Genomic DNA, 26,234 nt, shown 5'->3' on the forward strand with positions numbered 1-26,234 from the left:
AATGCGGAAAATTCAGGTGTCCGGTGAGTCCCGAATCAATTGTTGAGCGGTTTTCCGCAACTTGGGATGCTTTGAGCAGGCTTCAGCCATGCGCTGAATGCAACATCGGATTTACGGATGATTTTTCTGGGAGGAAAAGACCATGAAATTCCTGGCAACTGCCGCCACCGCACTGGCACTGGCTGTCACCGCAGGCGCCGCAAGCGCGGCCTGCGATGATGGCGAAATCGTGGTGAAGTTCAGCCACGTCACCAACACCGACAAGCACCCCAAGGGGATTGCGGCCGCACTTTTGGAAAAGCGCGTGAACGAGGAGATGAACGGCACCATGTGCCTGGAAGTCTATCCGAACTCCACGCTGTACAATGACAACAAGGTGCTGGAAGCGATGCTGCAGGGCGACGTGCAGCTGGCGGCGCCGTCCTTGTCGAAATTCGAGAAGTTCACCAAGCAGTTCCGCCTGTTCGACCTGCCGTTCATGTTCAAGAACATCGAGGCGGTGGATGCGTTCCAGGGCTCGGAAACCGGCCAGGCGATGCTCGACAGCATGCAGCGCCGCGGCCTGCAGGGGCTGGCCTACTGGCACAACGGCATGAAGCAGATGTCGGCCAACAAGCCGCTGCTGGAACCGTCGGACGCCAACGGGCTGAAGTTCCGGGTGCAGTCCTCGGACGTGCTGGTGGCGCAGATGGAAGCGATCGGCGGCAGCCCGCAGAAGATGGCGTTCTCGGAGGTCTACGGCGCGCTGCAGCAGGGGGTTGTGGACGGCCAGGAGAACACCTGGTCCAACATCTACGGCAAGAAGTTCTTTGAGGTGCAGGACGGCGTTACCGAGACCAACCACGGCGCGCTGGATTACCTGGTGGTGACCTCCGTCGACTGGCTGGACAGCCTGGAGCCGGAGGTGCGCGACCAGTTCCTGACCATCCTCAATGAGGTGACCGCGGTGCGCAACGCCGAATCCACCAAGGTGAACGGCGAGGCCAAGCAGGCGATCATCAATGCCGGCGGCGTGGTGCGCGAGCTGACGCCCGAGCAGCGCGCGGCCTGGGTCGAGGCGATGAAGCCGGTCTGGGAGAAATTCGCAGGCGACGTCGGCCAGGAGAAGATCGACGCGGCGCAAGCCATCAACGCAGGCCTGTAACACAGGCCCTTTCCGGGAGGCCCGCAACGGGGCCGCCCGAGCGCAGGCGGTGCGGGGATCCGCCGCCTGCACCCTTTTTCCGCAAAATTTGGGAGGCAGCCATGGCGGGGTCCAGAACCGGCCCGAGCGGGCTTATCAACGCACTCGAAGAAACCCTGATCGCGCTCCTGCTGGGGCTGATGACGGCGATTACATTCGCCAATGTGATTGCGCGGTTTGTGTTCAATTCCAACATTCTATGGGCGCTGGAGCTGACTGTGTTCCTGTTTGCCTGGCTGGTGCTGCTGGGCGCGTCCTATGCGGTCAAGGCCCATGCGCATCTGGGCGTCGATGCCATCGTCAACATGCTGGCGCCCGGCGCACGGCGGGCAGTGGGCCTGTTTGCCGTGGCCTGCTGCCTGGTGTTTTCGCTGCTTTTGCTGAAAGGCGCCTATGACTACTGGGCGGTGTTTGCCGATCTGCCGCCCACCTCGGGGCGCTGGTTCCCGACCGGGCTGGATTTCAAGGCGCGCTCGCAGAGCTTCTATGAGGTGCAGGACGTGCCGATGGTGGGGGCCTTCAAGTTTCTGGAAGACCTGATCAATTACGGCGACTCCTACGAGAAACTGCCGAAAGTGGTGCCTTATGTGGTGCTGCCGGTGTCGATGCTGCTGCTGGTGTTCCGCTTTGCCCAGGCGGCGGTGCAGATTGCCCGCGGCGAGGCCGACCGGCTGGTCGCCAGCCATGAAGTTGAAGACGAAATTGCGGAAGTGCAGGCCAAGCGCGGGGAGCAGGACTGATGGAAGTTGTCATTCTCTTTGCGATGGTGATCGGCCTCTTGCTGATCGGGGTGCCGATTGCGGTGTCGCTGGGGCTGAGCTCCACCATCTTCCTGCTGATCTATTCCGACAGCTCGCTGGCGAGCGTGGCAGGCACGCTGTTTGAAGCCTTCGAGGGGCATTTCACGCTGCTGGCGATCCCGTTCTTTATCCTCGCCTCCAGCTTCATGACCACGGGCGGCGTGGCGCGGCGGATCATCCGGTTTTCCATCGCCTGTGTCGGCCATCTGCCGGGCGGTCTGGCGATTGCGGGCGTGTTTGCCTGCATGCTGTTTGCCGCGCTGTCCGGCTCCTCGCCGGCCACCGTGGTGGCGATCGGCTCCATCGTGATCGCTGGCATGCGGCAGGTGGGCTACACCAAGGAGTTTGCGGCCGGGGTGATCTGCAACGCGGGCACCCTGGGCATCCTGATCCCGCCGTCGATCGTGATGGTGGTCTATGCGGCGGCGGTCGAAGTGTCGGTGGGGCGGATGTTCCTGGCCGGTGTCATCCCGGGCCTGATGGCGGGGCTGATGCTGATGGTCACCATCTATGTGATGGCCAAGGTCAAGAACCTGCCCAAGGGCGAGTGGAAGGGCTGGGGCGAGATCTTCGAGTCGGCCCGCGATGCCGGCTGGGGCCTGTTCCTGATCGTGATCATTCTGGGCGGCATCTACGGCGGCATCTTCACCCCGACCGAAGCGGCAGCGGTGGCGGCGGTCTATGCCTTCTTCATCGCCTGCTTTGTCTACAAGGACATGGGGCCGCTGTCGAACCGCGAAGGCGAGGCAAAGACGCCGCTGCTGCGCAAGCCTTATGCGCTGATCACGGCCTTCTTGCACAGCGATACCAAGCACACGCTGTTCGAGGCGGGCAAGCTGACGGTGACACTGCTGTTCGTGATCGCCAATGCGCTGATCCTGAAGCATGTTCTGACCGACGAGCAGGTGCCGCAGCAGATTGCCAATGCAATGCTGTCTGCAGGCTTCGGCCCGGTGATGTTCCTGGTGATCGTGAACGTGATCCTGCTGATCGGCGGCCAGTTCATGGAACCGTCGGGCCTGCTGGTGATCGTCGCGCCGCTGGTGTTCCCGATTGCCATCGAGCTGGGCATCGACCCGATCCATCTGGGCATCATCATGGTGGTGAACATGGAGATCGGCATGATCACCCCGCCGGTTGGCCTGAACCTGTTTGTGACCTCGGGCGTGGCGGGGATGCCGATGATGGGGGTGGTGCGGGCGGCGCTGCCGTTCCTGGCGGTGCTGTTCGTGTTCCTGATCCTGATCACCTATGTGCCGTGGCTGTCCACCGTGCTGCCCAACGCGGTGATGGGGCCGGAGATCATAACCAACTAGGCGGTTTGGAAAAAAAATTAACGCCCCGGGAAACCGGGGCGCTTTTCGTTTCAGGGCAGGGGCGCTGCCCCGCAGGCTTGAGTTCGGAAAGGGGCGCTGCCCCTCTTGGCCCTTGGCCAATTCACCCCGGAGTACTTAGGCAAAGAAGAAAACTGATTGGCTTCATCTTTCCTGAAAATACTCAAATCCGAAGCCCGCGCCGCAGCGCGCCGTTCAGCTGGTTTCCAGCGCGGAGATGATCGGGGAGAAATCCGCGGCCTTGAGGCTGGCGCCGCCGACAAGCGCGCCGTCGACGTTGGAGACGGCGAATATCTCCGCGGCGTTGGACGGCTTGACCGAGCCGCCGTAGAGCAGGCGGATGCTGCCGGCGGTTTCGGCCCCGAACCGGGCGGTGAGTTCGGCGCGCAGGAAATCGTGCACCTCGGCGATCTGGTCCAGCGTCGGCACCTTGCCGGTGCCGATGGCCCAGACCGGTTCATAGGCGATGACCGTGCTGGCGCCAGTGGCCGCTGCCGGGACGGATCCCGCCAGCTGGGCGCCGGCAACCGCCAGCGTGTCGCCCGCTTCGCGCTGCGCCAGGGTTTCGCCGATGCAGATCACGGCAGTCAGTCCTCCGGCAATGGCGGCTTCGGCCTTGGCGCAGACCTGCGCGTCAGTCTCGCCGTGGTCGGCGCGGCGTTCGGAGTGGCCGAGGATCACCGCGCTGGCGCCGGCCTCTTTCAGCATCGCAGCGCTGAGGTCGCCGGTATGGGCGCCGGAGGCCGCTGCGTGGCAGTCCTGGCCGCCGATGGCGACAGCGCTGCCCTGAACGGCGGCGGCGGCGCGCCACAGCAGGGTGGCGGGCGGGCAGATCAGGATGTCCGCGGCCGGGCCGGGATGGCGTTCGGCAAGGGCTGCCAGTTCCGCCAGGCTTTCGCCGGTGCCGTTCATCTTCCAGTTGCCTGCTGCCAGTTTCCGCCGCATGGGGGTGCCTCCGATCCTTTGTTTGGGCGTGACTGGTAGCACCGGCGCGCGGGCGGCGCAATTCGCTTGGCGCGCGCCGGAAACGCAAAAGGGGCGGGGAAGACCCCGCCCGCTGCACGCCCTGGCCGTGGCCCGCTCAGGAGCCGGGCTGTTCCTTGAAGCTGATCGACTCGCCGCAGCCGCAGGCCTCGGCGACATTGGGGTTGTTGAACTTGAAGCCGCTTTCCAGCAGCGTCACCTCATAGTCGATTTCGGTGCCGAACAGGAACATCTGCGCCATCGGCGCGATCAGGATGCGGGCGCCGTCCTGTTCCACCACCTCGTCGTTGGGCGAGGGGTCTTCGACGTATTCCATGGTGTATTCCATGCCTGCGCAGCCGCCTTTCTTGACGCCGATGCGCAGGCCGGCATGGCCGTCCTTCTGCATCAGCCTGGCAATCTGCGCCGCCGCCTTGGGCGTCATCGTCACAGCCTGTTTGCCGGGAATTCCAAACATCCGGATCTCCAATATTCGCGCGTTGCCTTCAATCTAGGCGCGCAGGGCACAAGCCTCAAGGGCGGGACGGCACGGAAAAGCGGCGGCAGGCGCCGCCCGGGTGCGGCGGCTTACATGAAGCCAAGCTCGAGCCGCGCTTCGTCGGACATCATCTCCATGCCCCAGGGCGGCTCCCAGGTGAGTTCCACATCAACGCTTTTCACCCCCGGCACCGGCGAGATGGCATCGACCAGCCAGCCCGGCATCTCGCCCGCCACCGGACAGCCCGGCGCGGTCAGGGTCATGATGATCTTCACGTCGTTTTCGTCATTGATATCGATGGTGTAGATCAGCCCCAGCTCGTAAATATTCACCGGGATTTCCGGGTCATAGACGGTGCGGCAGGCATCTGTCACGGCCTCGTACAGCGGGTGGCTGACGGAGGAGGGCGCGATCAGCGGTGCGCCTTCAAGCGGTTCGGAAGGGTTTGTCATGGGGATCCCGGTGTGATTATCCGACGGTTTATATAGGGAATATGCGGCCCGGCGTCCAGAGGCGGCGGGGCCAGCGGTGGAAATCTTCTGTTAATCACTTCTTCGTGAGTATTTGATTTGAGCGGATTCCCGCGCTAAATTGTGGTCCCCCAGGAAGTTTTTGTTTTGGCTGCAGGACGCAGCGGGCCGGCGCGGATGACCGCCCGTGCCGCGGGGGGCTGCAGGAACGGGGAGGAACCATGCCAAATCCGTCTGTGCCCCATCAAGCAGCTGCACGCGCCCTGCTGGCGCTGGCTGCGGGTCTGTCGGGGGCTGCGGGAGCCTGTGCCGAAGGCGCATGGGAATGGCAGCTGACGCCGTTTGTGCTGGCGCCGTCGGTGGACAGCTCCACCGAGCTGGGCCGGGCCGGGGGCGATGTGTCGATCGACGCGGGCGATGTCTGGAACCAGCTGCAGGCCGGCGGGATGCTGCAGTTCGAGGGCAGGCACGCGGGCGGCCTGGGCTTCCGGCTGCGGTATTCGGTGCTGGATTCCGACAGCAGCGCCACCAGCTCGGCCGGGCCGCTGACGGCGGGGTTCGACCAGAACGTGGCGGAGGCGGTGGTGACCTACAGCTTCGGCCGCGGGCAGGACCGGTTCGAGCTGTTCGGCGGGCTGCGCCACTGGGACGTGGATGTGACGGCCGGACTGCCCGGCGGTGCCCTGCGGCGCGGCGCCGGCTGGACCGATCCGATTGCCGGCCTGCGCTGGCAGCGCCGCCTGTCGCCCGAGTTCAGCATTCTGCTGGAAGGGGATATCGGCGGGTTCGGCGCGGGCTCGGAACAGAGCTGGTCGGCCATGGGAGGGCTGGTCTATGACCGCTGGCAGCGGGCCTCGGTCTATGTGATGTACCGCGGGCTGGGGGTGGACTACCGCGAGGGTGCCCCCGGCACCGCCGGGTTCTTCCGCCATGATGCGGTGACCCACGGGCTGCTGGCCGGGGTCGGGTTCCGGTTCTGAGCCTGCGGCGGCTCCGCCGCGCCGCCGCCTGCCATCCTGCCGCCCCGGCAGCGGGGCTGGCTCAGTCGTTGATGTCGTGATCGAAGGTCTTCACCTGGCCTTCGGGCATGGCAAAGACGCGGCGCAGGATCAGCCAGGCGGCGAGCGACAGGGCGGCGAAGACCAGCAGCAGCAGCGGCAGGCCCCAGCTGGCGCCGGTCAGCGCCAGCAGCAGTCCCACGGTGGCGGCGCCGATGGCAAAGCCGAGGAAGACAAACCCGGGCGCCAGCACCTCGAGGATGCCGAGCACCAGCGCCGCGGCGCCCCAGACCCACCAGAGCGTCCAGAACTGGCCCGCCATCACTTGCCCCCCTTCAGCAGCTTGAAAGCATCGCCAAAGGCCTCCAGCGCGTGGGCGGGCACCACAATGGTCTGCTTGCCGTCGCCGTTGCCAAGCGCATTCAGCGCCTCGACCTGTTTCAGCGCCACCTGGTACTGCGCCGCCTCGATGCCGTATTCACGGATCGCCTTGGCCACCACCCCGGTTGCATAGGCTTCGGCCTGGGCCTGGACGCGGCGCGCCTTGGCGGCCTGTTCGGCGGCATACAGCTCTGCGTCGGCCTGCAATTCGACCGCGCGTTTCTGGCCCTCGGCCTTGGTCACCTCGGCGCGGCGGGCGCGTTCGGCGTTCAACTGCTGCAGCATCGCGTCGCGGGTGGCCTGGTCCAGGTTCACGTCGAGGATCTCGGCGCGGGTCACCTCGATGCCCCAGTCATCCACCGCGGTCTCGACGCTGGCCTGGATCTGGCCGATCAGCTGCGACCGGTTGGCCTGCACCTCGTCCAGGTCCATCTTGCCGATCTCGGCGCGCACGATGCCGGCCACGGTGGTGGCGATGGCGCCATCGACGTCGCGGATCCGGTAGACGGTCTTTTCCGGCTCCAGGATGCGGTAGAACACCGAGGTGTCGATCTGCACCAGCACGTTGTCCTTGGTGATCGCGTCCTGGCTGGCGTTGGGCAGCTGGCGCTCGAGGATCGAGATCTTGTGGCGCGCAACATCGAGGAAGGGCACGATGAAATTGATGCCCGGGCCCAGCACCGAGTGCAGGCGGCCGAAGCGTTCGACCACGTATTTCTCCGATTGCGGCACGATGCGGATGCCCTTGAGCGCCACGATGATCAGCAGCACCGCCCCGAGCAGGTAGAGCAGGTTGCCGGACAGCAGATCGAGAATGTCGTCTTCGTTCATGAATGTTCTTTCTGTATCAAAGCCCTGACCAAAGGATCGGCGGTGCGCAGCGGCAGGTCAAGTGTCGCTGCCGCTGTCCGCGGCAGACCGGGTTTTTGCAAGCTTGCGGCGCAGCGGGGTCGGGCGCACGTGGTTTTCGATCTCGGCATAGATCAGCGCCGCGATATTCTTGTCGGAGGTTTTCTCGATGCCCTCCAGCCCGGGCGAGGAGTTGACCTCGAGCACCTTGGGGCCGGTGTCCGAGCGCAGCAGGTCGACGCCCGCGACATTGAGGTGGAAGGCCTTGGCGGCGCGCACCGCGGTGCTGCGCTCCTCCTTGGTGATGCGCACCGCCTCGGCGCTGCCGCCGAGATGCAGGTTGGAGCGGAAATCGCCCTCGGCGCCGGAACGCTTCATCGCCGCGACCACCCGCGCGCCGACCACGAAGCAGCGGATGTCCTCGCCCGCGGCCTCCTTGACGAACTGCTGCACCAGGAAGTTGGCCTGCAGGCCGCGGAAGGCGGTGATGACGCTTTCGGCGGCCTTCTTGGTTTCGGCCAGCACCACGCCCTTGCCCTGGGTGCTTTCCAGCAGCTTGACGATCAGCGGCGCGCCGCCGGCGATGCCGATCAGGTTGGCGGTATCCTTGGGCGAGGCGGCAAAGGCGGTCGACGGCATGCCGATCTTCTGCCGCGCCAGCATCTGGTGCGCGTGCAGCTTGTCGCGGCTGGCGGTGATGCCGGCGCTGCCGTTGACGCAATAGGTGCCCAGGGTCTCGAACTGGCGCAGCAGCGCGGTGCCGTACTGGGTGACCGAGGCGCCGATCCGGGGGATCACCGCGTCATAGCGGGGCAGGCGGTTGCCGTCATAGTGGATTTCCGGCGCCAGCGCGTTGATCGCCATGTAGCAGCGGGTGGTGTTGATCACCTCCACCGTATGACCGCGCTTCTCGCCCTCCTCGACCAGGCGGCGGGTGGAATAATTGTCCTCGCGGCTGAGCACGGCGATGCGCAGGGCGCGGTTCGGCGCCGCCTTGCGGATGGCGGCAGAGGCGTAGACGGAATAGTCCAGTTCCGGCTGGCACATGCGCTCGCCCGGCACCACGGTGACGTTTTCGGTCAGCGCCTGGCGGCCCAGCAGCATGTGCTTGGCCATGCCGCGCCGGTCGGTGAGGGTGATCTCCACCGGCCAGCTCTGGCCGTCCACCTGCAGCGGCGTGCGGATCACGAAGCGCAGCTCGCTTTCGCCGTTGGAGGAGGTGACCTCGCGCCGGTCGGTGATCAGCGCCGAGCAGGGGATTTCCAGATCGTACTGGCCGGGGATCGGGTGCACCATGAACCGCACCTTGGGCGCATTGGCCGGCCCGAAGGTCTCGATCTCGGTTGCATGCAGGGCGGAGGTGCGGGCGCCGGTGTCCACTTTGGCGCGCAGCGCGGGCAGGCCGAGGTCAGGCAGGCTGACCCACTCCTCCCACCCGAGTTTCAGTTTCGGCGCCTGGTCTTGTGTGGACATGCGCGGGGCTCCTTGGCATTAGGGGGAATCACCGGTGTGCCGGTGTCATGGTAACGGCAGGAATACGAGATGGCAGAGCTTTTCAACTTTGAACTGAAGGCAACGGACGGCAAAGCGCGCACAGGTGTCATCAATACGCCGCGCGGCGAGATCCGCACGCCTGCCTTCATGCCGGTTGGCACTGCCGCAACGGTCAAGGCGATGATGCCGGAAAGCGTGCGCGCCACGGGGGCCGATATCCTGCTGGGCAATACCTACCACCTGATGCTGCGCCCCAGCGCCGAGCGCATCGACCGTTTGGGGGGCTTGCACAGGTTCATGAACTGGGAGCGCCCGATCCTGACCGATTCCGGCGGCTTTCAGGTGATGTCGCTGGCGGGCCTGCGCAAGCTGACCGAGAAGGGCGTCACCTTCAAGAGCCACATCGACGGCTCCAAGCACGAGCTGACGCCGGAACGCTCGATGGAGATCCAGCGGCTTTTGGGTTCGGACATCGTGATGTGCTTTGACGAATGCCCGGCGCTGCCTGCGGACCGGGACCGGATCGCTGAATCGATGCGGCTGTCGATGCGCTGGGCGGAGCGGTCGCGCGCGGCCTTCGGCGACCGGCCGGGGCATGCGCTGTTCGGCATCATGCAGGGCGGGCTCGAGCCGGACCTGCGCGAGGAATCGGCGGAAGCGCTGAAGGCAATCGGGTTCGAGGGCTACGCCGTCGGCGGCCTTGCGGTGGGCGAGGGGCAGGAGGCGATGTTCGGCTGCCTCGACTACGCTCCCGGTTTCCTGCCCGAGGACAAGCCGCGCTATCTGATGGGGGTGGGCAAGCCCGACGACATCGTCGGCGCCGTTGCCCGCGGCATCGACATGATGGACTGCGTGCTGCCGTCGCGCTCGGGCCGCACCGGCCAGGCGTTCACCCGTCACGGCGTGGTGAACATCAAGAACGCCCGCCACCAGGACGACCCGCGGCCGCTGGACGAGGCCTGCGGCTGCCCGGCCTGCGCGAACTACTCCCGCGCCTATCTGCACCATGTGTTCCGCTCCAACGAGATGATCTCGGGGATGCTGCTGACCTGGCACAACCTGCATTATTTCCAGGACATCATGGGCGGCATGCGGGAGGCGATTGCGGCGGGCACGTTTGAGGCCTGGCAGCAGGATTTCCACAGCACCCGCGCGCAGGGCGATATCGAGCCGCTGTAGCCGCCTGTTCCGTTCATCAGTTGTGAAGATCCTCTCTGCTATGCTGGCGCGAAAAAGCGGAGGGGATGGCAATGACCTGGATGCGTGCGGCTGCTGTTGCGGCCATGCTCGGCGGCTGTTCGGCCGTGCAGGCGCAGACCGCGCAAAGCGGCGGTGCGCCGGGATCGCTGGCTGAAGCCTCGTCTTTTTTCAAGGCGCCGCGGCTGGACGGCTGTGCACTCACCCTGGAGGAGCTGCTCAAGGGCAAGTCCAGCGCGCTGCGCGGGCGCTGGATCATGCGCAAGGGGCCGGGCGAAATGGGGCTCGCCGCCGCAGGGCGTGTTGAAATGCTGCCGCTGCCGCAGCGCACCGGCGATGTGGTTTCGCTGGATTTCAGGAACGGCCGGCTGGTGGCGGATTCGCCGGTTCTGGGATTCCTGCCGGTGGCGGTCCAGGACCGGGCGCCGCCGGAGCCGGGCACAGGGCTGAGGGCCGCAAGCGTAGGCCGCGGCGATCTGCCGGACAGCGCCGAGGTTTTTCTGGACGAGATCGCGCTGGGCCCCTTGCCCTGCGGCCCGGAGCAGCTGCTGCGGCTGAACATGCAAGCCAGCCCGGACACCGGAACCGGAGACGTGCTGCGGCAGGAATACCGTCTGTATCTGATCGACCAGTCCCGGATCAGCGGGATCTACCGCGAAACCGGCGCAGCGGGCCGGCTGGAGCGCGGCCTGGTGACGCTGTGGCGCCGCTGACCGCCGTCCTGCCCGGCCGCCCGGCGGACCGCCGGGCAAACGTTAGTTCTTTGCTCACCCTTTCCCTATTTGCGCCCTTGTGGTCCGGGCCCGCAGCGGGCAAGGTGGGTCCCGACCTTGCGGCGGGCTGGTTGAAAACTGTTAACCATCCCCCCAGATAAAGACATCCAATGAGGAGACGGGCCAACGCTGCCGAAGACCGGGGCGGGCCGTCTTGCCAAACCAAAGGACCGAGTATGCAAGAGCCACTCAATTCCTCCTACCCAGTCCTGCCGCTGCGCGACATCGTGGTGTTTCCCCACATGATCGTGCCGCTGTTCGTGGGCCGGGAAAAATCGGTGCGCGCCCTGGAAGAGGTGATGGCGGATGACAAGCAGATCCTGCTGTCCAGCCAGATCGACCCTTCCGAGGACGACCCTGAAACCGACAGCATCTATACCGTCGGCGTGCTGGCCAATGTGCTGCAGCTGCTGAAGCTGCCCGATGGCACCGTCAAGGTGCTGGTCGAGGGCCAGAGCCGGGTGAAGATCACCGAGTTTCTGGAGAACGACAATTTCTTCGAGGCGAAAGCCGAAGAACTGGCGGAGATGCCCGGCGACGTCACCACCACCGAGGCGCTGGTGCGCACCGTCGGCGACGAGTTCGAGCGCTATGCCAAGGTGCGCAAGAACATCCCCGAGGAGGCGCTGTCTGCCGTCGGCGAGACCGCCGAGCCGGCCAAGCTGGCCGACCTGGTGGCCGGCCATCTGGGCATCGAGGTCGACCGCAAGCAGGAACTGCTGGAGACGCTGAGCGTCAGCGAGCGGCTGGAGAAGGTCTATGGCCTGATGCAGGGCGAGATGTCGGTGCTGCAGGTCGAGAAGAAGATCAAGACCCGCGTCAAATCGCAGATGGAGAAGACCCAGCGCGAATATTATCTGAATGAGCAGATGAAGGCCATTCAGAAGGAGCTGGGCGACGGCGAAGAGGGCGCCGGCGAAATCGCCGAGCTGGAAGAGAAGATCGCCGCCACCAAACTGTCGAAAGAGGCGCGCGAGAAGGCCGATGCCGAGCTGAAGAAGCTCAAGAACATGTCGCCGATGTCGGCCGAGGCGACCGTGGTGCGCAACTATCTCGACTGGATGCTGTCGATCCCGTGGGGCACCAAGTCGCGCGTCAAGAAGGACCTGAACAAGGCGCAGGAGATCCTGGATGCGGATCACTACGGGCTTGAGAAGGTCAAGGAGCGGATCGTCGAGTACCTGGCGGTGCAGCAGCGTTCGGTCAAGCTGAAGGGGCCGATCCTGTGCCTCGTCGGCCCGCCGGGCGTGGGCAAGACCTCGCTGGGCAAATCGGTGGCCAAGGCGACGGGGCGCGAGTTCATCCGCATCAGCTTGGGCGGCGTGCGCGACGAGTCCGAGATCCGCGGCCACCGCCGCACCTACATCGGTTCGATGCCGGGCAAGATCATCCAGGCGCTGAAGAAGGCGAAAACCACCAACCCGCTGATCCTGCTCGATGAAATCGACAAGATGGGCCAGGATTTCCGCGGCGACCCGGCGAGCGCCATGCTGGAGGTGCTGGATCCGGAACAGAACAACACCTTCATGGACCACTACCTTGAGGTGGAATACGATCTGTCGAACGTGATGTTCCTGACCACCTCTAACAGCTACAACATGCCGGGGCCGCTCTTGGACCGGATGGAGATCATTCCGCTGTCGGGCTACACCGAGGATGAAAAGCGCGAGATCGCCAAGCAGCACCTGATTTCCAAGCAGGTGAAGAACCACGGCCTGAAGGCCAAGGAGTTCGAGCTGACCGAGGAGGCGGTGACCGAGATGATCCGCACCTACACCCGCGAGGCCGGCGTGCGGAACCTGGAGCGCGAGATCGCCAAGGTGGCGCGCAAGTCGCTGACCAAGATCATCAAGAAAGAGGCCGACAGCGTGACGGTCACGGCGGAGAACCTCGATGATTTCCTGGGCGTGCCGAAATTCCGTTTCGGCCTGGCCGAGAAGGAAGACCAGGTCGGCGTGGTGACCGGGCTTGCCTATACCTCCGTCGGCGGCGAACTGTTGTCGATCGAGGCGCTGCGGCTGCCCGGCAAGGGCCGGATGAAGACCACCGGCAAGCTGGGCGACGTGATGAAGGAATCGATCGAGGCGGCCTCCAGCTATGTCCGTTCGGTATCGCCGAAGCTGGGCATCAAGCCGCCGAAGTTCGACCACTGGGACATCCACGTGCACGTGCCGGAAGGGGCAACGCCCAAGGACGGGCCGTCGGCCGGCCTTGCCATGGTGACCTCGATCGTGTCGGTGCTGACCGGCATCCCCGTGCGCAAGGATATCGCCATGACCGGCGAGGTGACCCTGCGCGGCAATGCGCTGGCAATCGGCGGGCTCAAGGAAAAACTGCTGGCGGCGCTGCGCGGCGGCGTCAAGACGGTGCTGATCCCGCAGGAGAATGAAAAGGACCTGCCGGACATTCCCGCCAACGTGAAAGAGGGGCTGGAAATCATCCCGGTCTCGCATGTGTCGGAAGTTCTGGACCATGCGCTGGTGTCCAAGCCTGAACCCATCGAATGGGATGAGGCGGCCGAGGAAGCAGCCGCGGCCAAGGCAGCCCTGAAGGGATCCGGCGAAGGGGCGGGGGCGACAGCCCACTGATCCGGCCGGAGATCCCGCAAAAAAGAAAGGGCGGTCCCGCGGGGCCGCCCTTTTCAGGTGGTCTCTTCCGTTCTGGCCCTTCTTGCCGGGGCATGCTGTTCAGGGGGCTTCGGCTCCGGAGCCGGGCAGGGCTCCCGCCGGCCGCAGGATGCGCCGGGGCGCATCCGCGGCCGTTGGGCGTGGCGCCGGACCGGTTTCCGGTCCGGCGCGCAGCCTGCCCCGTGCCGGGGCAGTCTGCCTGCTCCGTGGACCGGACGCCGCCTGCGCGCGCCGCAGGGCGGTGCGGCCCGGGGGCCGCATCAGCAGGCTGCCGGCGTCAGGCGGCTTTGCTGGACCGGGCCATTTTTGCTTGCACCGTGGCGATGGCCATTTCTGCCGGGCTGGCATCCGCAGCTTCGGCCTGGGTCAGAATCGCCGCCATTGTCTCGTCGAGCGCCTTCAGCTTCTCGGCAACAAAGCCTTCGCGGTCCTTGATCCGCAGGATTTCGGTCGCCACGTTGATGATGCCGCCGCCATTGGCGACGAAGTCCGGCGCGTAGAGAATGCCGCGTGCGTGCAGCGCGGCGGCGTCCGCTGCAGTGGCCAGCTGGTTGTTGGCGCCGCCTGCGACAATGTCCGCCTTCAGCTGCGGGATGGTGCGGGCGTTCAGGATGCCGCCGATGGCGCAGGGCGCAAAGATGTCTGCATCGGCGCCGTAGATGCCGGCCAGCGGCACCGCCCTGGCGCCGAACGCGGCAATCGCCTGCTCCACGCGGGTCTCGTCGATGTCGGTGACGATCAGCTTGGCGCCGGCCTCTTTCAGGAACTGGCAGAGATACCAGCCGACATGGCCCAGCCCCTGCACGGCAATCGTGACGCCGCCGAGGTCACGGCTGCCATGCTTGTGCGCGCGGGCGGTCCGGATTGCGTTGAAAATGCCGCGTGCGGTGACGGGCGAGGGATCGCCGCTGGCGAATTCGCCGTCGGGAAGGCCTGCCGCAAACCGGGTTTCCTCCGCCAGAACGGCGAGGTCCGCCGGGCTCATGCCCATGTCCTCGGCGGTGATGTAGCGGCCGTCCAGCCCTTCGATCGCGCGGCCGAAGGCGCGCAGCAGCTCAGGCGTCTTGCTTGTGGCCGGATCGCCGATGATCACCGCCTTGCCGCCGCCCAGTGCCAGCCCGGCGGCGGCATTTTTGTACGTCATGCCTTCGCTCAGCCGCAGAACGTCGGTCAGCGCGTCCTCTTCGCTGGCGTAAGGGCGCATCCGCAGCCCCCCGGCAGCCGGGCCCAGCCGGGTGGAATGGACGGCAATAAAGCCCAGGAGGCCAACCGATGGCTCCTCGACCCGGTAGATTTCCTCATGGGTGCCTGATGCGACGGCAGTCACTGTCATCTGGATCGCTCCTCCTCAAATCGCCCCGATAATACTGGGGCGGCGGCGCGGGTTTTCACCAAAAATCCATGCCGGACTTGTGAAGTTTGGTGGTATTCTCCAACAAGGCCGCCAAAAGCACGGGAAACCTCCATGGATTCGATTGACCGCAAGATTGTCGCCGCGCTTCAGCGCAATGGCCGCCTGAAGATTTCAGACCTGTCCGCCATGGTCGGCCTGTCGCCGACGCCCTGCGCCCGCCGGGTCGCCCTGCTGGAGGAGCGGGGCGTGATCTGCGGCTATTCGGCCCGCGTCGATCAGGCCAAGCTGGGGCTTCCGGTCACCATATTTGTCGCGGTCGAGCTGGAGAAACAATCCGCGGAGGCGCTGAGCGCCTTTGAAAACGCGGTGCGCCGGTTCGACCAGGTGATGGAGTGCTATCTGATGACCGGAACGCGGGATATCCTGCTGCGGGTGGTGGCCGAGGACCTGCCGGATTTCGACCGGTTCCTGGAGGACCGGCTGATGCGGGTGCCCGGTATCCGCAACACCCGCTCCAGCTTCACCCTGCGCACGATGATCCGGCGCGATGCCCTGCCGGACTGCTAATTGGTTCACGCCTGCGGTCCAGCTGTGCTAGGCTGGCGGCACAGGACAGGCTTTTTCCAGCCGGCAGCCAACCGAAGCCCCGGCCGCGGAGAGGGCAGAAAACAGCTCAATGGAGCATGACATGGCAAGAGCAACAAGCAAGGGCGGCGCATCCGCCCGCAACACCAGCACGCGCAAGACCTCCTCCCGCAAGCCGGGCACGCTGACCGCCTCGGCGGGCAAATCCGCCGCGGCTTCTGCAGCCGCCGGGCCGGATGCCGCGCCGCCGCCGGTCACGGGCACCGCGGCCGGCAAGCTGCCGCAGGCCGCGCCTGCGGCCGGGGGCTCTGCCGCGCCGGAGCCGGTGGTTGTTGCCGCGGCTGCCCCGGTTGTCGCGGCGCCCGAGCTGGGCAAGAAGGAGCTGGTCGAGCAGGCGGTGGAACGCTCGGGCATCAAGAAAAAGGATGCCAAGCCGGTTGTGGAAGCGGTTCTGGGGCTGCTGGGCGAGGCGATTGCAGAGGGGCGCGAGCTGAATCTCAAGCCGTTCGGCAAGCTGAAGATCAACCGCAGCCAGGAGCGCAGCAACGGCAAGGTATTTGTCTGCAAGCTGCGCCGGCCCGAAGCGGCCAAAGGGGCGGCATCAGAAATTGCGGAAGAAGACCGAAATTCTTCCAAGGACCCTCTTGCGGAGGCCGCATCGGACGGGTAAAAGCCTGCCTCACGGGTGATTAGCTCAGTGGTAGAGCGCTTCGTTCACATCGAAGATGTCAGGAGTTCAAATCTCTTATCACCCACCATTCTTCTGAAAGGCGCTCCCTGCAAAGGTTGAGCGCCTTTTTCTTTTCCGCACTTTCCGGGGTTCCGTTGCCGGCGGCTTGCCGTTACCACTTTGCCGGTAAAACCGAGCAGGGGGCATGCGATGCAATTTCCGAAGATCTGGCTGCTGCGGCACGGGCAGACCGAATGGAACGCCGAGCGGCGCATTCAGGGACAGCTGGAATCGCCGCTGACACCGCTGGGGCTTGACCACGCCCGCAAGCAGGCGCAGCTGATGGCGCCGGTGATGGCGCAGAACCCGGCCTGTTTCGTGTCGCCGCTGGGTCGGGCGCAGCAGACTGCGGATATCGCTTTGGGCGGGGCGCCTTTTGTGACCGATGCCCGCCTGGCGGAGGCCTTTGCCGGAGATTTTCAGGGCATGACGCTGGACGAGGTCGCACAGCAGTATCCGCAGATCCATGGCGCCAACCCCTGCAACCTGGATCTGTTCTGCGAAGCGCCGGGCGGCGAGGGCTATGCCGGTTTTCATGCCCGGATCCTCGATTTCCTGCGGTCTCTGGCCGGTCCTTCGGTGGTGGTGGCGCATGGTTTGCTGGGGCAGGTGATGCGCGGTATCATTTGCGGGCTGCCCCGTGAGCGGATGGCAGTTCTGCCGAACGGGCAGGGCTGTGTCTACGTGCTGGAAAACGGAACGGAAACCGTTCTGGAGTAACCCGGAGGGCAGGGCGGGAAATCTTTCTTTTTGCTCTTGCGCTGCCCGGCGCCATTGGCTAAATCCCCGCTCACCGGGTCGTTAGCTCAGTTGGTAGAGCGCTTCGTTTACACCGAAGATGTCGGGAGTTCGAGCCTCTCACGACCCACCATCCCTTCCCGAGCACAGAGCCTTTGAACCTGCCTCCCGGCTGGCTGCGGCGGTTGTTTAGGGGTGGCTGAAGCTCAGAAAATGAAGTCATCCGCCGTCAGCGCGCCCATGTCGGTTCCGGACAGGGTGATGCTGTTGCTGCCGTCGTGGATGACCGCGTCATCACCTTGCTGCGACAGGTGGTTCTGGCGCAGGTCGCGAAGGCCGCGGATGCCGTCAACACCGCTCAGGTCGATTTGCCCGTCAGCTCCGCCGGCCGCGAATCCGTTGATTACATCGTCGCCGAAGCGGCCGGAGAACACGAAAACGTCGTCTCCGCCTCCGCCGAGAAGGGTGTCGTTCCCCGCGCCGCCCTTCAGGGTGTCTTTTCCTTTTCCGCCAATCAAAAGATCGGCGCCGCCGCCGCCGCGCAGAATGTCAGCCCCGTTGTTGCCGGCAAGCCGGTCAGCGCCGTTGCCGCCCTTCAGGGTGTCGGCACCTGCGCCGCCGGACAGCGTGTCGCGTCCGGAGCCCCCGCCAAGGTAATCCCTTCCGTCATTTGCCCGGAGCGTGTCATTGCCGCCGGAGCCGCGCAGATCATCGGCACCGCTGCCCGCAACAATCCTGTCGTTGCCGCGCAGCCCGTCAATTTCGATGTCGAATCCGGCCGTCCCAAGCTGCACCGTATCGTCTCCGGATGTGGCGGCCGGAAACGCATCCTCGAACAGGAAGAGATCGCCGTCATCTTCGGCCACATACTGTAAGAAGCCTTCCAGGTCGGGCCGCGGCGTTTCGGAGACGACAATGTCGATGACCCCTGTCTGCAGGGCGGCAAACTGTTCGGCAAGCGGCAGCAGCACCCAAACCAGGTCAAGCGCAAAACTGAACTCGTCCTGCAAGGACGCGGGGGTTGCCTTCAGCGCGCCTTCCAGGCCGAGGTTGCCGGTTTGAAGGGGGGATCCGGTATAGACGAAAAACATGCGGTCTCCTCCAGTTGAAGCGGGCATATCGCTTTAACAAGAGCGCGCACCGCGGCTGCGGCAAGGGTGGTGCTGGGGCCGCATTTGCTGCGGCCTGTGCACTGTTGGGCGAAGGGCAGCTGCGGCCGCGCCGGTCAATGCGCAAAAAATCCCTAAATTCCGTATGGTTAGGGTGGTGCGGGAATTTTTTTCGCCTTGGGTGCAGAAAATGCCAAAACTCCGCTTGACGGTACAGGGGGTGGAGAATATTACAGCCCAACATTCAGCAGCGATGCTGGATGCGCAGCGGGCGGTTGTAGCTCAGTTGGTTAGAGTACCGGCCTGTCACGCCGGGGGTCGCGGGTTCGAGCCCCGTCAACCGCGCCACTGCTGCGCCCCTGTCCCGGGGCTGAAACGGGATCCGCCCCGGAGGGGACTTGGACTGGAGACGGTCCGCCGCAAGGCGAAAATGCGGTTGTAGCTCAGTTGGTTAGAGTACCGGCCTGTCACGCCGGGGGTCGCGGGTTCGAGCCCCGTCAACCGCGCCACTTTCGCCCGCCGCCCTGGCGTTCCAGGGTCCGCCCCGGACGGGGACCAAAGCCGAAAGGCGCATGCGCGGTTGTAGCTCAGCTGGTTAGAGTACCGGCCTGTCACGCCGGGGGTCGCGGGTTCGAGCCCCGTCAACCGCGCCATTTTCTCCCGGAGCATATCTTCAGCCGTCCTGCCGTCCCTGCCGCCATGGTATCCGCCTGCGTGTCCGGCTGCCGGTCTCAGGCACCGGTTTCCGGCGTGTCCTGGCTGAAAGTGTTGAGCCAGCCTTCCGCGCCTTTCTCCCAGAGAGAGGAAATCAGCATCCTGTTCCAGCTGCGGCTGTTCGCTGGCCGGTAGTCCGCACGGTAGCTCAGCAGCACGGCGCCCTCCGCAATGACCCGCAGCCGCGCCTGGCTGAGACGGTACTCCGCCATCACCGGCCCGTCCGCCAGCTGGCTGCAATGGCCGGCCTTGCCGGAAAACCCGCTGGGGTAGACGCCGAGAAAATCCTCCGACAGCATCCGGCCGTCGGCCTCCGGATCGCCGGCTGCCAGTGCTTCCCAGACCTTGGTTTCCAGGGCGAGGATAGAGGCCAGCAGGGGCCCGTCAGTCAGAATCTGTCTCGGTGTTCCGGTCATGGCGCCAGCCTGACGGGCAGAAGTGCTTCTGGCAAGGCGCAGTGGTCCCGGCAAGCGGCGGGCGGGGGGTCACAGCTCCGGCGGGGTTGGTTGCGCCTCCGTGTCGTGGCGCCAGCCGGTCAATTCGGCATCCACCCATTTCCTGAGACGCTCGAGGTCCGGTTCGGGGCTGGATTCCAGAAACCGCAGTATGACGCGGCCGCTGTGCTGATAGCCGGCCCGGTAGCTTTCTTCCGGATCGGTCTGATTGCCTTCGAAGCCTGGCGGGCGCTTGAACCTGCTTTGCGGCATGTGCTGTCTCCATCTGCAAGGGGCTGCGGCCAGAGTGCGGCAGGGGGCGATAATCAAGTCTTAACCGGTTGCGGCCGGGGAATAAAATGCTGGTAAAAAATGGGGAGCGGGGCAGCCGGGGTCCAGCCATCCGCGGCCGGCAGGCAGAACGGCCGCAGGCCGGTGCAGGCAGCCTCTGGAGCGGGCAGATCCCTGGCGGGCAGATCCCTGGCGGGGAGCTCCCGCGCCGCCGCGCAGCATCAAAGATGCAGCTCGCAGACTTGGGCCCGGCGCCGTGCCAAGGCACGGCGCGCGCCGCGTCAGCGGCGCCAAGCCCAACGGGAAGACGGCCTCTTCAGAGGCCTGATGACGGGCGGGAGTGCGTCCCGGCGCGGTTTCACTGCAGGACCTGCTGGCGCAGGCAGCGCCCGGAAGAGCTGCCGCCCGGCCAGAGGTCACCTGCGGGACATGGCGTCCAGGACGCGGGCCCAGGAGCGGATGCCCTTGTGAAAGCTTTTCAGGTCGTATTTTTCGTTCGGCGAATGGATCGCGTCATCATCATTGGCAAAGCCGATCAGCATCGCGTCCATGTCCAGGATCGACTTGAAGAAACCGGCAATCGGGATCGAGCCGCCCATGCCGCAGAACACCGCCTCGCGTTCCCATTCGTCCGACAATGCGCCGCGTGCGGCCTCGAACTCGGGCCGCGACGTGTTCATCACCGCGGCGCGGGAGCCTTCCAGATCGTTGTCCCAGCGCACCGAAGCGTCCACCGGCAGGCGGTCTTCCACATGTTTGCGGATCTTCGCGCGCAGCGCGTCCGGGTCCATGTCGCCGACCAGGCGGCAGGTGAACTTGCAATGCGCCTGCGACGGGATCACGGTCTTGGAGCCGGCCCCGTTGTAGCCGCCCCAGAGGCCGTTCACCTCCAGCGTCGGGCGGGCCCACTGCTGCTCCAGCGCGGAATAGGCCCTTTCGCCGTGCGGGCGGCTGTAGCCGACCGAGGTCAGGTATTCACCCTCGTCAAAGCCGCAGCTCTGCCACTGGCGCAGCTGGTCTTCGGGCACCTCATGCACGCCTTCATAGAAGCCTTCGACGGCGACACGGCCGGTCTCATTGTCATAAAAGGAGGCGACCACTTCCGACAGCACCCGCAGGGGGTTCAGGCCGGGGCCGCCGTAGTGGCCGGAGTGCAGGTCGATGCGCGGGCCGGTGATGGTGAACTCGTCCTTCAGCATGCCGCGCAGCTGCGAGGAGATCGACGGCACCCCGCGCGACACCATCGAGGTGTCGCAGATCAGCGCCAGATCCGCTTTCAGCTCCTCCGCGTTGGCCTCCATGAAGGGAATCAGCGAGGGTGAGCCGCTCTCCTCTTCGCCCTCGAAAAAGAAGGTGATGCGGCAGGGCAGGGAGCCGTTCACCGCTTTCCAGGCGCGGCAGGCCTCGACAAAGGTCATCAGCTGGCCCTTGTCGTCCGACGATCCGCGGCCGCGGATCACGGTGCCGTTCGGGGTGTCCTCCAGCTGCGGTTCAAACGGCGGGGTGTTCCACAGCTCCAGCGGGTCCACCGGCTGCACATCATAATGGCCGTAGAACAGCACATGCGGGGCTTCGGTGTTTTCCTCGCCCACATGGCCCACCACCATCGGATGGCCGGGGGTCTCGCGCTTGTGCGCCTTGATGCCGATGCTGCTCAGGTCGGCGACCAGCCAGTCGGCGGCCTTGCCGCAGTCCGCCTTGTAGGCCGGGTCTGTGGAAATCGACTGGATCCGCAGAAGCTCCATCAGCCTTTCGGTTGCGGCGTCCAGCTCTGCGTCGATCCGGTCCAGAACATCTTTCAGTGCCATCTCTTGCTCTCCTGCATCTCCGGGGCGGGCCCGGGTAAAGGTCAATTTGCCGCGGAGCCTAGCAGTGCGGTCAGGGAGGGGCCAGAGGGGGCAGCTTAGCGAAGTCCCGTTAAGGGTATTCGGATCGTTGCATCGAACCGGCATCGGCCAAGGCGGACTTGCGCGGTTGGCCGGCCAGGCGGCCCCGCTCTCCTGAACCGGGCCTGAACCGGGAGCGGATTGGATCCTTGTCCAGGTTTTGAAACGGGGCGCGCGGCCTTTACAAGAAGCCCTGGACATGATCCCTACGGAAATAGGTATTCAATTCAAGGGATTTCATATGCTGAAGAGTTTACTGGCCGCGGCTTTCGTTTTCACCTGTACCGACCAGGCATTTGCGCGGCAGATCACATGTGATTTTGCAGGTGCAGTCGGCTTGGAATATTTCATAGACGGCAAGCAGGCCCGGGCGCCGAAAGAACTCTATGGTCTCTACAACCCTTCTTACGTCAAGGCATATTTGGCAAAGGGCGGTAGGGTCCTGAATGTAAGCCGCCATGGTGGTCATATTGGCGGCGCCGCACCGCAAAAGATGCTCAGAATTCCGGTTAACGGAAAAGTCCGGGCCTTCTTCAAATTCAAGAACCGGAAAAAGGCAATTGAAGCTGTTGCAGGATTTTCCGACGACGGCATCAACTATTTCGTGACGATGGAATTTAACTTGGACGGGAAGATGCACGCGCCGGTTTGGAAATGTGTCTAGGTCAAGCGGGGCGGTTTGTGTCCGGCTGGAAAGCAGGGCAGCTGCCGCTTGGCCGGAGCGGGAATTTCCGATCCTGCGCATGAGCTGCTTTTCCTGACGGCAGATACGACGCAAACGGCCAAAGGTTGGCCGCGGCTGTCCTTGCCCGGCCATTGTTTAAGTTTTATTTGACCTGCATCAATGTTGCGCACCCTGCAAGGCGCGTATGCAGTTGATCAAAAGGGGCGCCTGAGGTAACCATTCCGCTACGTGAATGAGGCCTTATCGTCAGAAGACCCGTGCCCTTTACACAGCCCGCGTGCCATGAGCGCGCACTCAGCTATGGAGATGCCGGTGGACTATACCGCGAAACTGGACGCAGCAATTGCCAGCCTGCACGACGAAGGCCGCTACCGGACCTTCATCGATATCGAGCGCAAGAAAGGCCAGTTCCCGCATGCGGTCTGGACCCGGCCCGACGGCACGGAGAAGAACATCACCGTCTGGTGCGGCAATGACTATCTGGGCATGGGGCAGCATGCCGTCGTTCTGGAGGCGATGCATGACGCGATCGACTCGACCGGCGCAGGCTCCGGCGGCACCCGCAACATCTCCGGCACCACGGTGTACCACAAGCAGCTGGAGGCCGAGCTGGCCGACCTGCACGGCAAGGAAGCGGCGCTGCTGTTCACCTCGGCCTATATCGCCAATGACGCGACGCTCAGCACCCTGCCCAAGCTGTTTCCGGGGCTGATCATCTATTCCGATGCGCTGAACCATGCCTCGATGATCGAAGGCGTGCGCCGCAACGGCGGCGCCAAGCGCATCTTCCGCCACAATGACGTGGCGCATCTGCGCGAACTCTTGGAAGCGGACGATCCCAAGGCGCCCAAGCTGATCGCCTTTGAATCGGTCTATTCGATGGACGGCGATTTCGGCCCCATCGCGGAGATCTGCGACCTGGCGGACGAGTTCGGCGCGCTCACCTATATCGACGAGGTGCACGCGGTCGGCATGTACGGCCCGCGCGGCGGCGGCGTCACCGAGCGCGACCGGCTGGCGCACCGGATCGACATCATCAACGGCACCCTGGCCAAGGCTTATGGCGTGATGGGCGGCTATATCGCGGCCTCGGCCAAGATGTGCGATGCGATCCGCTCCTATGCGCCGGGCTTCATCTTCACCACCTCGCTGGCGCCTGCGGTGGCGGCAGGGGCGGCGGCCTCGGTGGCCTACCTCAAGGGGGCGCAGGATCTGCGCGGCAAGCATCAGGACCAGGCCAAGGTTCTGAAACTGCGGCTGAAGGGCCTGGGCCTGCCGATCATCGACCACGGCAGCCACATCGTGCCGGTGATCGTCGGCAATCCGGTGCACACCAAGGTGCTGTCGGACCACCTGCTGGAGGATTACGGCATCTACGTGCAGCCGATCAACTTCCCCACCGTGCCGCGCGGCACCGAGCGGCTGCGCTTCACGCCGTCGCCGGTGCACGGGCCCAAGGAAATCGATGCGCTGGTCAAGGCGATGGACGCATTGTGGTCGCATTGTGCGCTGAATCGTGCCGAACTTGCCGGTTAACATACTGATCAGTGTAAATTAACACTGAGTGTGTTACGCTGCTGTCAATCAATGAGTGGATTTGAGTCGCATCCGTGATTCTTTCACCGCTCAGGAACGATTGCGGCAGGCATTGATGGGACGGCAGGCATGATCGGGCGCTTCACCCAGCGCAAGCAAGAAGACCATGGAGAACCGGCAGAGCCGAAAGGTTTTGACGATTTCGAACTGAAGCTTGGCGACGTGATGCGCGGCGAGCGGGCGACAATGGGCAAATCGCTGCTCGACGTCCAGCGCGAGCTCCGGATCAAGGCATCTTACATCGCTGCCATCGAAAACTCCGATCCTTCGGCCTTTGACACGCCCGGCTTCATTGCCGGGTACGTGCGGTCTTATGCGCGCTATCTGAATATGAACGCCGAGGAGGCATTCCAGGATTTCTGCAGAGAAAGCGGCTTTACCGTGGCGCATGGCATGTCGGCCGAAGCCTCCAGCCGCAGCCCGGCAGGCGCCGCTCCGAAGGCCTCCGCAAAGGGGCTTGGCGGTGATGCCTTCGCGTCGCCCGGCACGCCCTTCATTCCTGCCCCCAGCAGCTTCCTCAGCCAGATCGAACCGCGGGCGGTTGCCTCGCTGATGGTACTGGCGGCGCTGATCGGCGGCATCACCTATGGCGGCTGGGCGGTGCTGAAAGAGGTGCAGCAGGTGCAGTTTGCGCCGGTGGACCAGACCCCCGCGGTGCTGGCGGATCTCGACCCGCTCAGCGGTGCGGTGCTGGCGGATGCCGGCGCTGCGCAGGACCCGGCGGCCGAGGCGCTGGACCGGCTTTACCGCCCGCAGGCGCTGGATGTGCCGGTTCTGGTGGCGCGCGATGCGCCGATTGCCACTCTGGATCCGTCCACGCTGGGCAACTTTGCCGCGCCTGAGGTGCCGTCGCTGGCCCTGGCGGAGGCCAGCCGGCCTTACGAGGGCGAGGGCCCGCTGCAATCGGTGCCGCAAGTCGTCGCCGAAATCGAGCCGGGCGTCGAAATGGTGGCGGTGCGCCCGTCCTGGGTTCAGGTCACCGCGGCGGACGGCAGCGTGATCCTGGAAACCATCATGGACGCGGGCCAGCGGTTCCAAGTGCCGCTGACCGAGGAGGCGCCGAAACTGCGCACCGGCGAAAGCAGCGCCATCTATTTCGCGGTTAACGGCGCGCATTTCGGCCCCGTCGGCAAGCGCGGCCAGGTGACCAAGAACATCGAGCTGTCGGTGGATGCGATCACCGGCCGGTTCGAACTCGCCGATCTGCAGGACGGCCGCAACGAGGCGCTGGCCACCCTGGTGGCGCAGCTGCAGGCGGAACCGCCCGCCGCGGAATGACCTTTGCGGAAATCCGGGCACGGGACCGGCGCCTGCCATTGCAGCGCCGCCTGTCAGCGCGTATCTAACGGCTAACCAGGACCAGCCGGGACACCAGCCGCCATGTCGATCAACCACATCCGCCCCTGGCGCCATATCGAGCGCCGCAAGAGCCGCCAGATCCATGTCGGCAATGTGCCGGTCGGCGGCGACGCCCCGATCGCGGTGCAGACCATGACCAACACGCTGACCACTGATGTGGCGGCGACGGTGGCGCAGGTGCAGGCCGCGGCCGAGGCGGGGGCCGACCTGGTGCGGATCTCGGTGCCGGATGAGGCGTCCTCCAGGGCGCTGAAGGAGATCGTGCGCGAAAGCCCGGTGCCGATCGTCGCCGACATCCATTTCCACTACAAGCGCGGCATCGAGGCCGCCGAGGCGGGCGCGGCCTGCCTGCGCATCAACCCGGGCAACATCGGTGACGAGAAACGCGTGGCCGAGGTGATCCGGGCGGCGCGCGACCACAACTGCTCGATCCGCATCGGGGTCAATGCGGGCTCCCTGGAAAAGCATCTCTTGGAAAAATACGGCGAGCCCTGCCCGGAGGCGATGGTGGAGTCGGGCCTGGACCATATCCGCATCCTGCAGGACCATGATTTCCACGAGTTCAAGATCTCGGTGAAGGCCTCCGACGTGTTCATGTCCGCCGCCGCCTACCAGCAGCTGGCCGAGGCCACCGACGCGCCGATCCACCTCGGCATCACCGAGGCGGGGGGCTTTGTCTCCGGCACCATCAAATCGGCAATCGGCCTCGGCCAATTGCTGTGGATGGGCATCGGCGACACCCTGCGCGTCAGCCTCTCCGCCGATCCGGTCGAGGAGGTGAAGGTCGGCTTCGAGATCCTGAAATCCCTCGGCCTGCGCCACCGCGGCGTCAACATCATCTCCTGCCCCAGCTGCGCGCGGCAGGGGTTCGACGTGATCAGGACGGTGGAAACGCTGGAGCAGCGGCTGGCGCATATCCACACCCCGATGAGCCTCAGCATCATCGGCTGCGTGGTCAACGGCCCCGGCGAGGCGCTGATGACCGATGTCGGCTTCACCGGCGGCGGCGCGGGCTCCGGCATGGTCTACCTGGCGGGCAAGGCCAGCCACAAGATGTCCAACGAACAGATGGTCGACCACATCGTCGAGGAGGTCGAGAAAAAGGCCGCCCGGATCGAGGCGGCCCAAGAGGCGGCGGAGTAAGGCGCCTCAAGCGCCGAACCGGCTTCTTCTTTGTGAAAATAC

Annotated in this window: 25 protein-coding genes and 5 tRNA genes; 19 read left to right on the forward strand and 11 right to left on the reverse strand. The window is 65.0% G+C overall.

The genetic code is table 11. The features are described from left to right. Positions 1 to 142: 142 nt before the first annotated feature. The 3 genes from OKQ63_RS06630 (at position 143) to OKQ63_RS06640 (ending at position 3,299) form a co-directional block, all read left to right on the forward strand. Positions 143 to 1,144: a DctP family TRAP transporter solute-binding subunit gene (locus tag OKQ63_RS06630; RefSeq protein WP_264213163.1), complete on the forward strand. Its 1,002-nt coding sequence runs from the start codon at positions 143 to 145 to the stop codon at positions 1,142 to 1,144. Between the two features lie 101 nt (positions 1,145 to 1,245). After that, the gene (locus OKQ63_RS06635; protein ID WP_264213164.1) at positions 1,246 to 1,923 is read left to right on the forward strand and encodes a TRAP transporter small permease; all 678 of its coding nucleotides are present in this window, start codon (positions 1,246 to 1,248) and stop codon (positions 1,921 to 1,923) included. Further along, complete coding sequence (locus OKQ63_RS06640; protein WP_264213165.1) at positions 1,923 to 3,299, forward strand: TRAP transporter large permease; 1,377 nt, start codon at positions 1,923 to 1,925, stop codon at positions 3,297 to 3,299. The genes OKQ63_RS06635 and OKQ63_RS06640 overlap by 1 nt, the downstream gene beginning before the upstream one ends. Before the next feature lie 213 nt (positions 3,300 to 3,512). Here the strand turns inward: OKQ63_RS06640 and tpiA are convergent, their stop codons facing one another. From tpiA to OKQ63_RS06655, 3 genes are all read right to left on the reverse strand, one after another. Beyond that, positions 3,513 to 4,262 (reverse strand): triose-phosphate isomerase, encoded by a 750-nt coding sequence (gene tpiA, locus OKQ63_RS06645; RefSeq protein WP_264213166.1) that lies wholly within the window; start codon positions 4,260 to 4,262, stop codon positions 3,513 to 3,515. A gap of 136 nt (positions 4,263 to 4,398) precedes the next feature. Next, a complete protein-coding gene (locus tag OKQ63_RS06650) occupies positions 4,399 to 4,758 on the reverse strand; it encodes a HesB/IscA family protein (protein ID WP_264213167.1) in 360 nt (119 codons plus the stop codon). 110 nt (positions 4,759 to 4,868) lie between these two features. After that, positions 4,869 to 5,231 (reverse strand): SUF system Fe-S cluster assembly protein, encoded by a 363-nt coding sequence (locus tag OKQ63_RS06655; RefSeq protein WP_264213168.1) that lies wholly within the window; start codon positions 5,229 to 5,231, stop codon positions 4,869 to 4,871. 239 nt (positions 5,232 to 5,470) lie between these two features. Here OKQ63_RS06655 and OKQ63_RS06660 point away from each other — a divergent pair, with 239 nt between their 5' ends. Beyond that, positions 5,471 to 6,229, forward strand: a complete 759-nt coding sequence (locus OKQ63_RS06660; RefSeq protein WP_264213169.1) for a hypothetical protein — start codon at positions 5,471 to 5,473, stop codon at positions 6,227 to 6,229. Between the two features lie 61 nt (positions 6,230 to 6,290). On the opposite strand, the gene OKQ63_RS06665 is transcribed toward OKQ63_RS06660, so the two are convergent. The 3 genes from OKQ63_RS06665 to rimK are packed head-to-tail and all read right to left on the reverse strand — an operon-like array spanning position 6,291 to position 8,950. Then, positions 6,291 to 6,569, reverse strand: a complete 279-nt coding sequence (locus OKQ63_RS06665; RefSeq protein WP_264213170.1) for an NfeD family protein — start codon at positions 6,567 to 6,569, stop codon at positions 6,291 to 6,293. Further along, positions 6,569 to 7,459, reverse strand: coding sequence for an SPFH domain-containing protein (locus tag OKQ63_RS06670; RefSeq protein ID WP_264213171.1), 891 nt, complete (start codon positions 7,457 to 7,459; stop codon positions 6,569 to 6,571). Before OKQ63_RS06670 ends, OKQ63_RS06665 begins: the two co-directional genes overlap by 1 nt. Positions 7,460 to 7,516: 57 nt before the next feature. Beyond that, positions 7,517 to 8,950 (reverse strand): 30S ribosomal protein S6--L-glutamate ligase, encoded by a 1,434-nt coding sequence (rimK, locus tag OKQ63_RS06675; RefSeq protein ID WP_264213172.1) that lies wholly within the window; start codon positions 8,948 to 8,950, stop codon positions 7,517 to 7,519. Positions 8,951 to 9,019: 69 nt separating this feature from the next. On the opposite strand from rimK, the gene tgt reads away from it, so the two are divergent. From tgt to lon, 3 genes are all read left to right on the forward strand, one after another. Further along, the gene (gene tgt, locus OKQ63_RS06680) at positions 9,020 to 10,150 is read left to right on the forward strand and encodes a tRNA guanosine(34) transglycosylase Tgt (RefSeq protein ID WP_264213173.1); all 1,131 of its coding nucleotides are present in this window, start codon (positions 9,020 to 9,022) and stop codon (positions 10,148 to 10,150) included. 71 nt (positions 10,151 to 10,221) lie between these two features. After that, positions 10,222 to 10,881 (forward strand): hypothetical protein, encoded by a 660-nt coding sequence (locus OKQ63_RS06685; RefSeq protein ID WP_264213174.1) that lies wholly within the window; start codon positions 10,222 to 10,224, stop codon positions 10,879 to 10,881. 236 nt (positions 10,882 to 11,117) lie between these two features. Then, entirely contained in the window at positions 11,118 to 13,529 is a 2,412-nt protein-coding gene (lon, locus tag OKQ63_RS06690; protein ID WP_264213175.1) for an endopeptidase La, read from the forward strand. Between the two features lie 316 nt (positions 13,530 to 13,845). Here the strand turns inward: lon and OKQ63_RS06695 are convergent, their stop codons facing one another. After that, the gene (locus tag OKQ63_RS06695; protein ID WP_264213176.1) at positions 13,846 to 14,901 is read right to left on the reverse strand and encodes a Leu/Phe/Val dehydrogenase; all 1,056 of its coding nucleotides are present in this window, start codon (positions 14,899 to 14,901) and stop codon (positions 13,846 to 13,848) included. A gap of 132 nt (positions 14,902 to 15,033) precedes the next feature. Between OKQ63_RS06695 and OKQ63_RS06700 the strand changes: the two genes are divergently transcribed. The 5 genes from OKQ63_RS06700 (at position 15,034) to OKQ63_RS06720 (ending at position 17,108) form a co-directional block, all read left to right on the forward strand. After that, positions 15,034 to 15,489: an Lrp/AsnC family transcriptional regulator gene (locus tag OKQ63_RS06700; protein WP_264213177.1), complete on the forward strand. Its 456-nt coding sequence runs from the start codon at positions 15,034 to 15,036 to the stop codon at positions 15,487 to 15,489. Between the two features lie 121 nt (positions 15,490 to 15,610). Further along, positions 15,611 to 16,177 (forward strand): HU family DNA-binding protein, encoded by a 567-nt coding sequence (locus OKQ63_RS06705; RefSeq protein WP_264213178.1) that lies wholly within the window; start codon positions 15,611 to 15,613, stop codon positions 16,175 to 16,177. Between the two features lie 13 nt (positions 16,178 to 16,190). Then, positions 16,191 to 16,265 (forward strand) — tRNA-Val (locus OKQ63_RS06710). Between the two features lie 122 nt (positions 16,266 to 16,387). Further along, the gene (locus tag OKQ63_RS06715) at positions 16,388 to 16,957 is read left to right on the forward strand and encodes a histidine phosphatase family protein (protein ID WP_264213179.1); all 570 of its coding nucleotides are present in this window, start codon (positions 16,388 to 16,390) and stop codon (positions 16,955 to 16,957) included. A 75-nt stretch (positions 16,958 to 17,032) separates the two neighbouring features. After that, positions 17,033 to 17,108, forward strand: a tRNA-Val gene (locus OKQ63_RS06720). A gap of 73 nt (positions 17,109 to 17,181) precedes the next feature. On the opposite strand, the gene OKQ63_RS06725 is transcribed toward OKQ63_RS06720, so the two are convergent. Then, the gene (locus tag OKQ63_RS06725) at positions 17,182 to 18,066 is read right to left on the reverse strand and encodes a calcium-binding protein (RefSeq protein ID WP_264213180.1); all 885 of its coding nucleotides are present in this window, start codon (positions 18,064 to 18,066) and stop codon (positions 17,182 to 17,184) included. Between the two features lie 289 nt (positions 18,067 to 18,355). Between OKQ63_RS06725 and OKQ63_RS06730 the strand changes: the two genes are divergently transcribed. The 3 genes from OKQ63_RS06730 to OKQ63_RS06740 all read left to right on the forward strand — a co-directional run bounded on the left by OKQ63_RS06730 (position 18,356) and on the right by OKQ63_RS06740 (position 18,737). After that, positions 18,356 to 18,432, forward strand: a tRNA-Asp gene (locus tag OKQ63_RS06730). An 84-nt stretch (positions 18,433 to 18,516) separates the two neighbouring features. Further along, positions 18,517 to 18,593 (forward strand) — tRNA-Asp (locus OKQ63_RS06735). Between the two features lie 67 nt (positions 18,594 to 18,660). After that, a tRNA-Asp gene (locus tag OKQ63_RS06740) sits at positions 18,661 to 18,737 on the forward strand. A gap of 78 nt (positions 18,738 to 18,815) precedes the next feature. Here OKQ63_RS06740 and OKQ63_RS06745 read toward each other — a convergent pair. The 3 genes from OKQ63_RS06745 to OKQ63_RS06755 form a co-directional block, all read right to left on the reverse strand. Next, positions 18,816 to 19,214: a nuclear transport factor 2 family protein gene (locus OKQ63_RS06745; protein WP_264213181.1), complete on the reverse strand. Its 399-nt coding sequence runs from the start codon at positions 19,212 to 19,214 to the stop codon at positions 18,816 to 18,818. Positions 19,215 to 19,283: 69 nt separating this feature from the next. Beyond that, positions 19,284 to 19,505 carry a hypothetical protein gene (locus OKQ63_RS06750; RefSeq protein ID WP_264213182.1) on the reverse strand — a complete coding sequence of 74 codons (222 nt, stop codon included), beginning with the start codon at positions 19,503 to 19,505 and terminating at the stop codon, positions 19,284 to 19,286. A gap of 434 nt (positions 19,506 to 19,939) precedes the next feature. Continuing rightward, a complete protein-coding gene (locus tag OKQ63_RS06755; protein ID WP_264213183.1) occupies positions 19,940 to 21,331 on the reverse strand; it encodes a M20/M25/M40 family metallo-hydrolase in 1,392 nt (463 codons plus the stop codon). A gap of 277 nt (positions 21,332 to 21,608) precedes the next feature. Between OKQ63_RS06755 and OKQ63_RS06760 the strand changes: the two genes are divergently transcribed. The 4 genes from OKQ63_RS06760 to ispG all read left to right on the forward strand — a co-directional run bounded on the left by OKQ63_RS06760 (position 21,609) and on the right by ispG (position 26,192). Next, a complete protein-coding gene (locus OKQ63_RS06760) occupies positions 21,609 to 22,073 on the forward strand; it encodes a hypothetical protein (RefSeq protein WP_264213184.1) in 465 nt (154 codons plus the stop codon). A gap of 333 nt (positions 22,074 to 22,406) precedes the next feature. Then, the gene (gene hemA / locus OKQ63_RS06765) at positions 22,407 to 23,630 is read left to right on the forward strand and encodes a 5-aminolevulinate synthase (protein ID WP_286672692.1); all 1,224 of its coding nucleotides are present in this window, start codon (positions 22,407 to 22,409) and stop codon (positions 23,628 to 23,630) included. Between the two features lie 129 nt (positions 23,631 to 23,759). Then, the gene (locus OKQ63_RS06770; protein ID WP_264213185.1) at positions 23,760 to 24,968 is read left to right on the forward strand and encodes a helix-turn-helix domain-containing protein; all 1,209 of its coding nucleotides are present in this window, start codon (positions 23,760 to 23,762) and stop codon (positions 24,966 to 24,968) included. Between the two features lie 102 nt (positions 24,969 to 25,070). Beyond that, entirely contained in the window at positions 25,071 to 26,192 is a 1,122-nt protein-coding gene (gene ispG / locus OKQ63_RS06775) for a flavodoxin-dependent (E)-4-hydroxy-3-methylbut-2-enyl-diphosphate synthase (RefSeq protein WP_264213186.1), read from the forward strand. The last annotated feature ends 42 nt before the right edge of the window (positions 26,193 to 26,234 follow it).

Source organism: Leisingera thetidis, from assembly GCF_025857195.1.
In the GTDB taxonomy this organism is placed as follows: domain Bacteria; phylum Pseudomonadota; class Alphaproteobacteria; order Rhodobacterales; family Rhodobacteraceae; genus Leisingera; species Leisingera thetidis.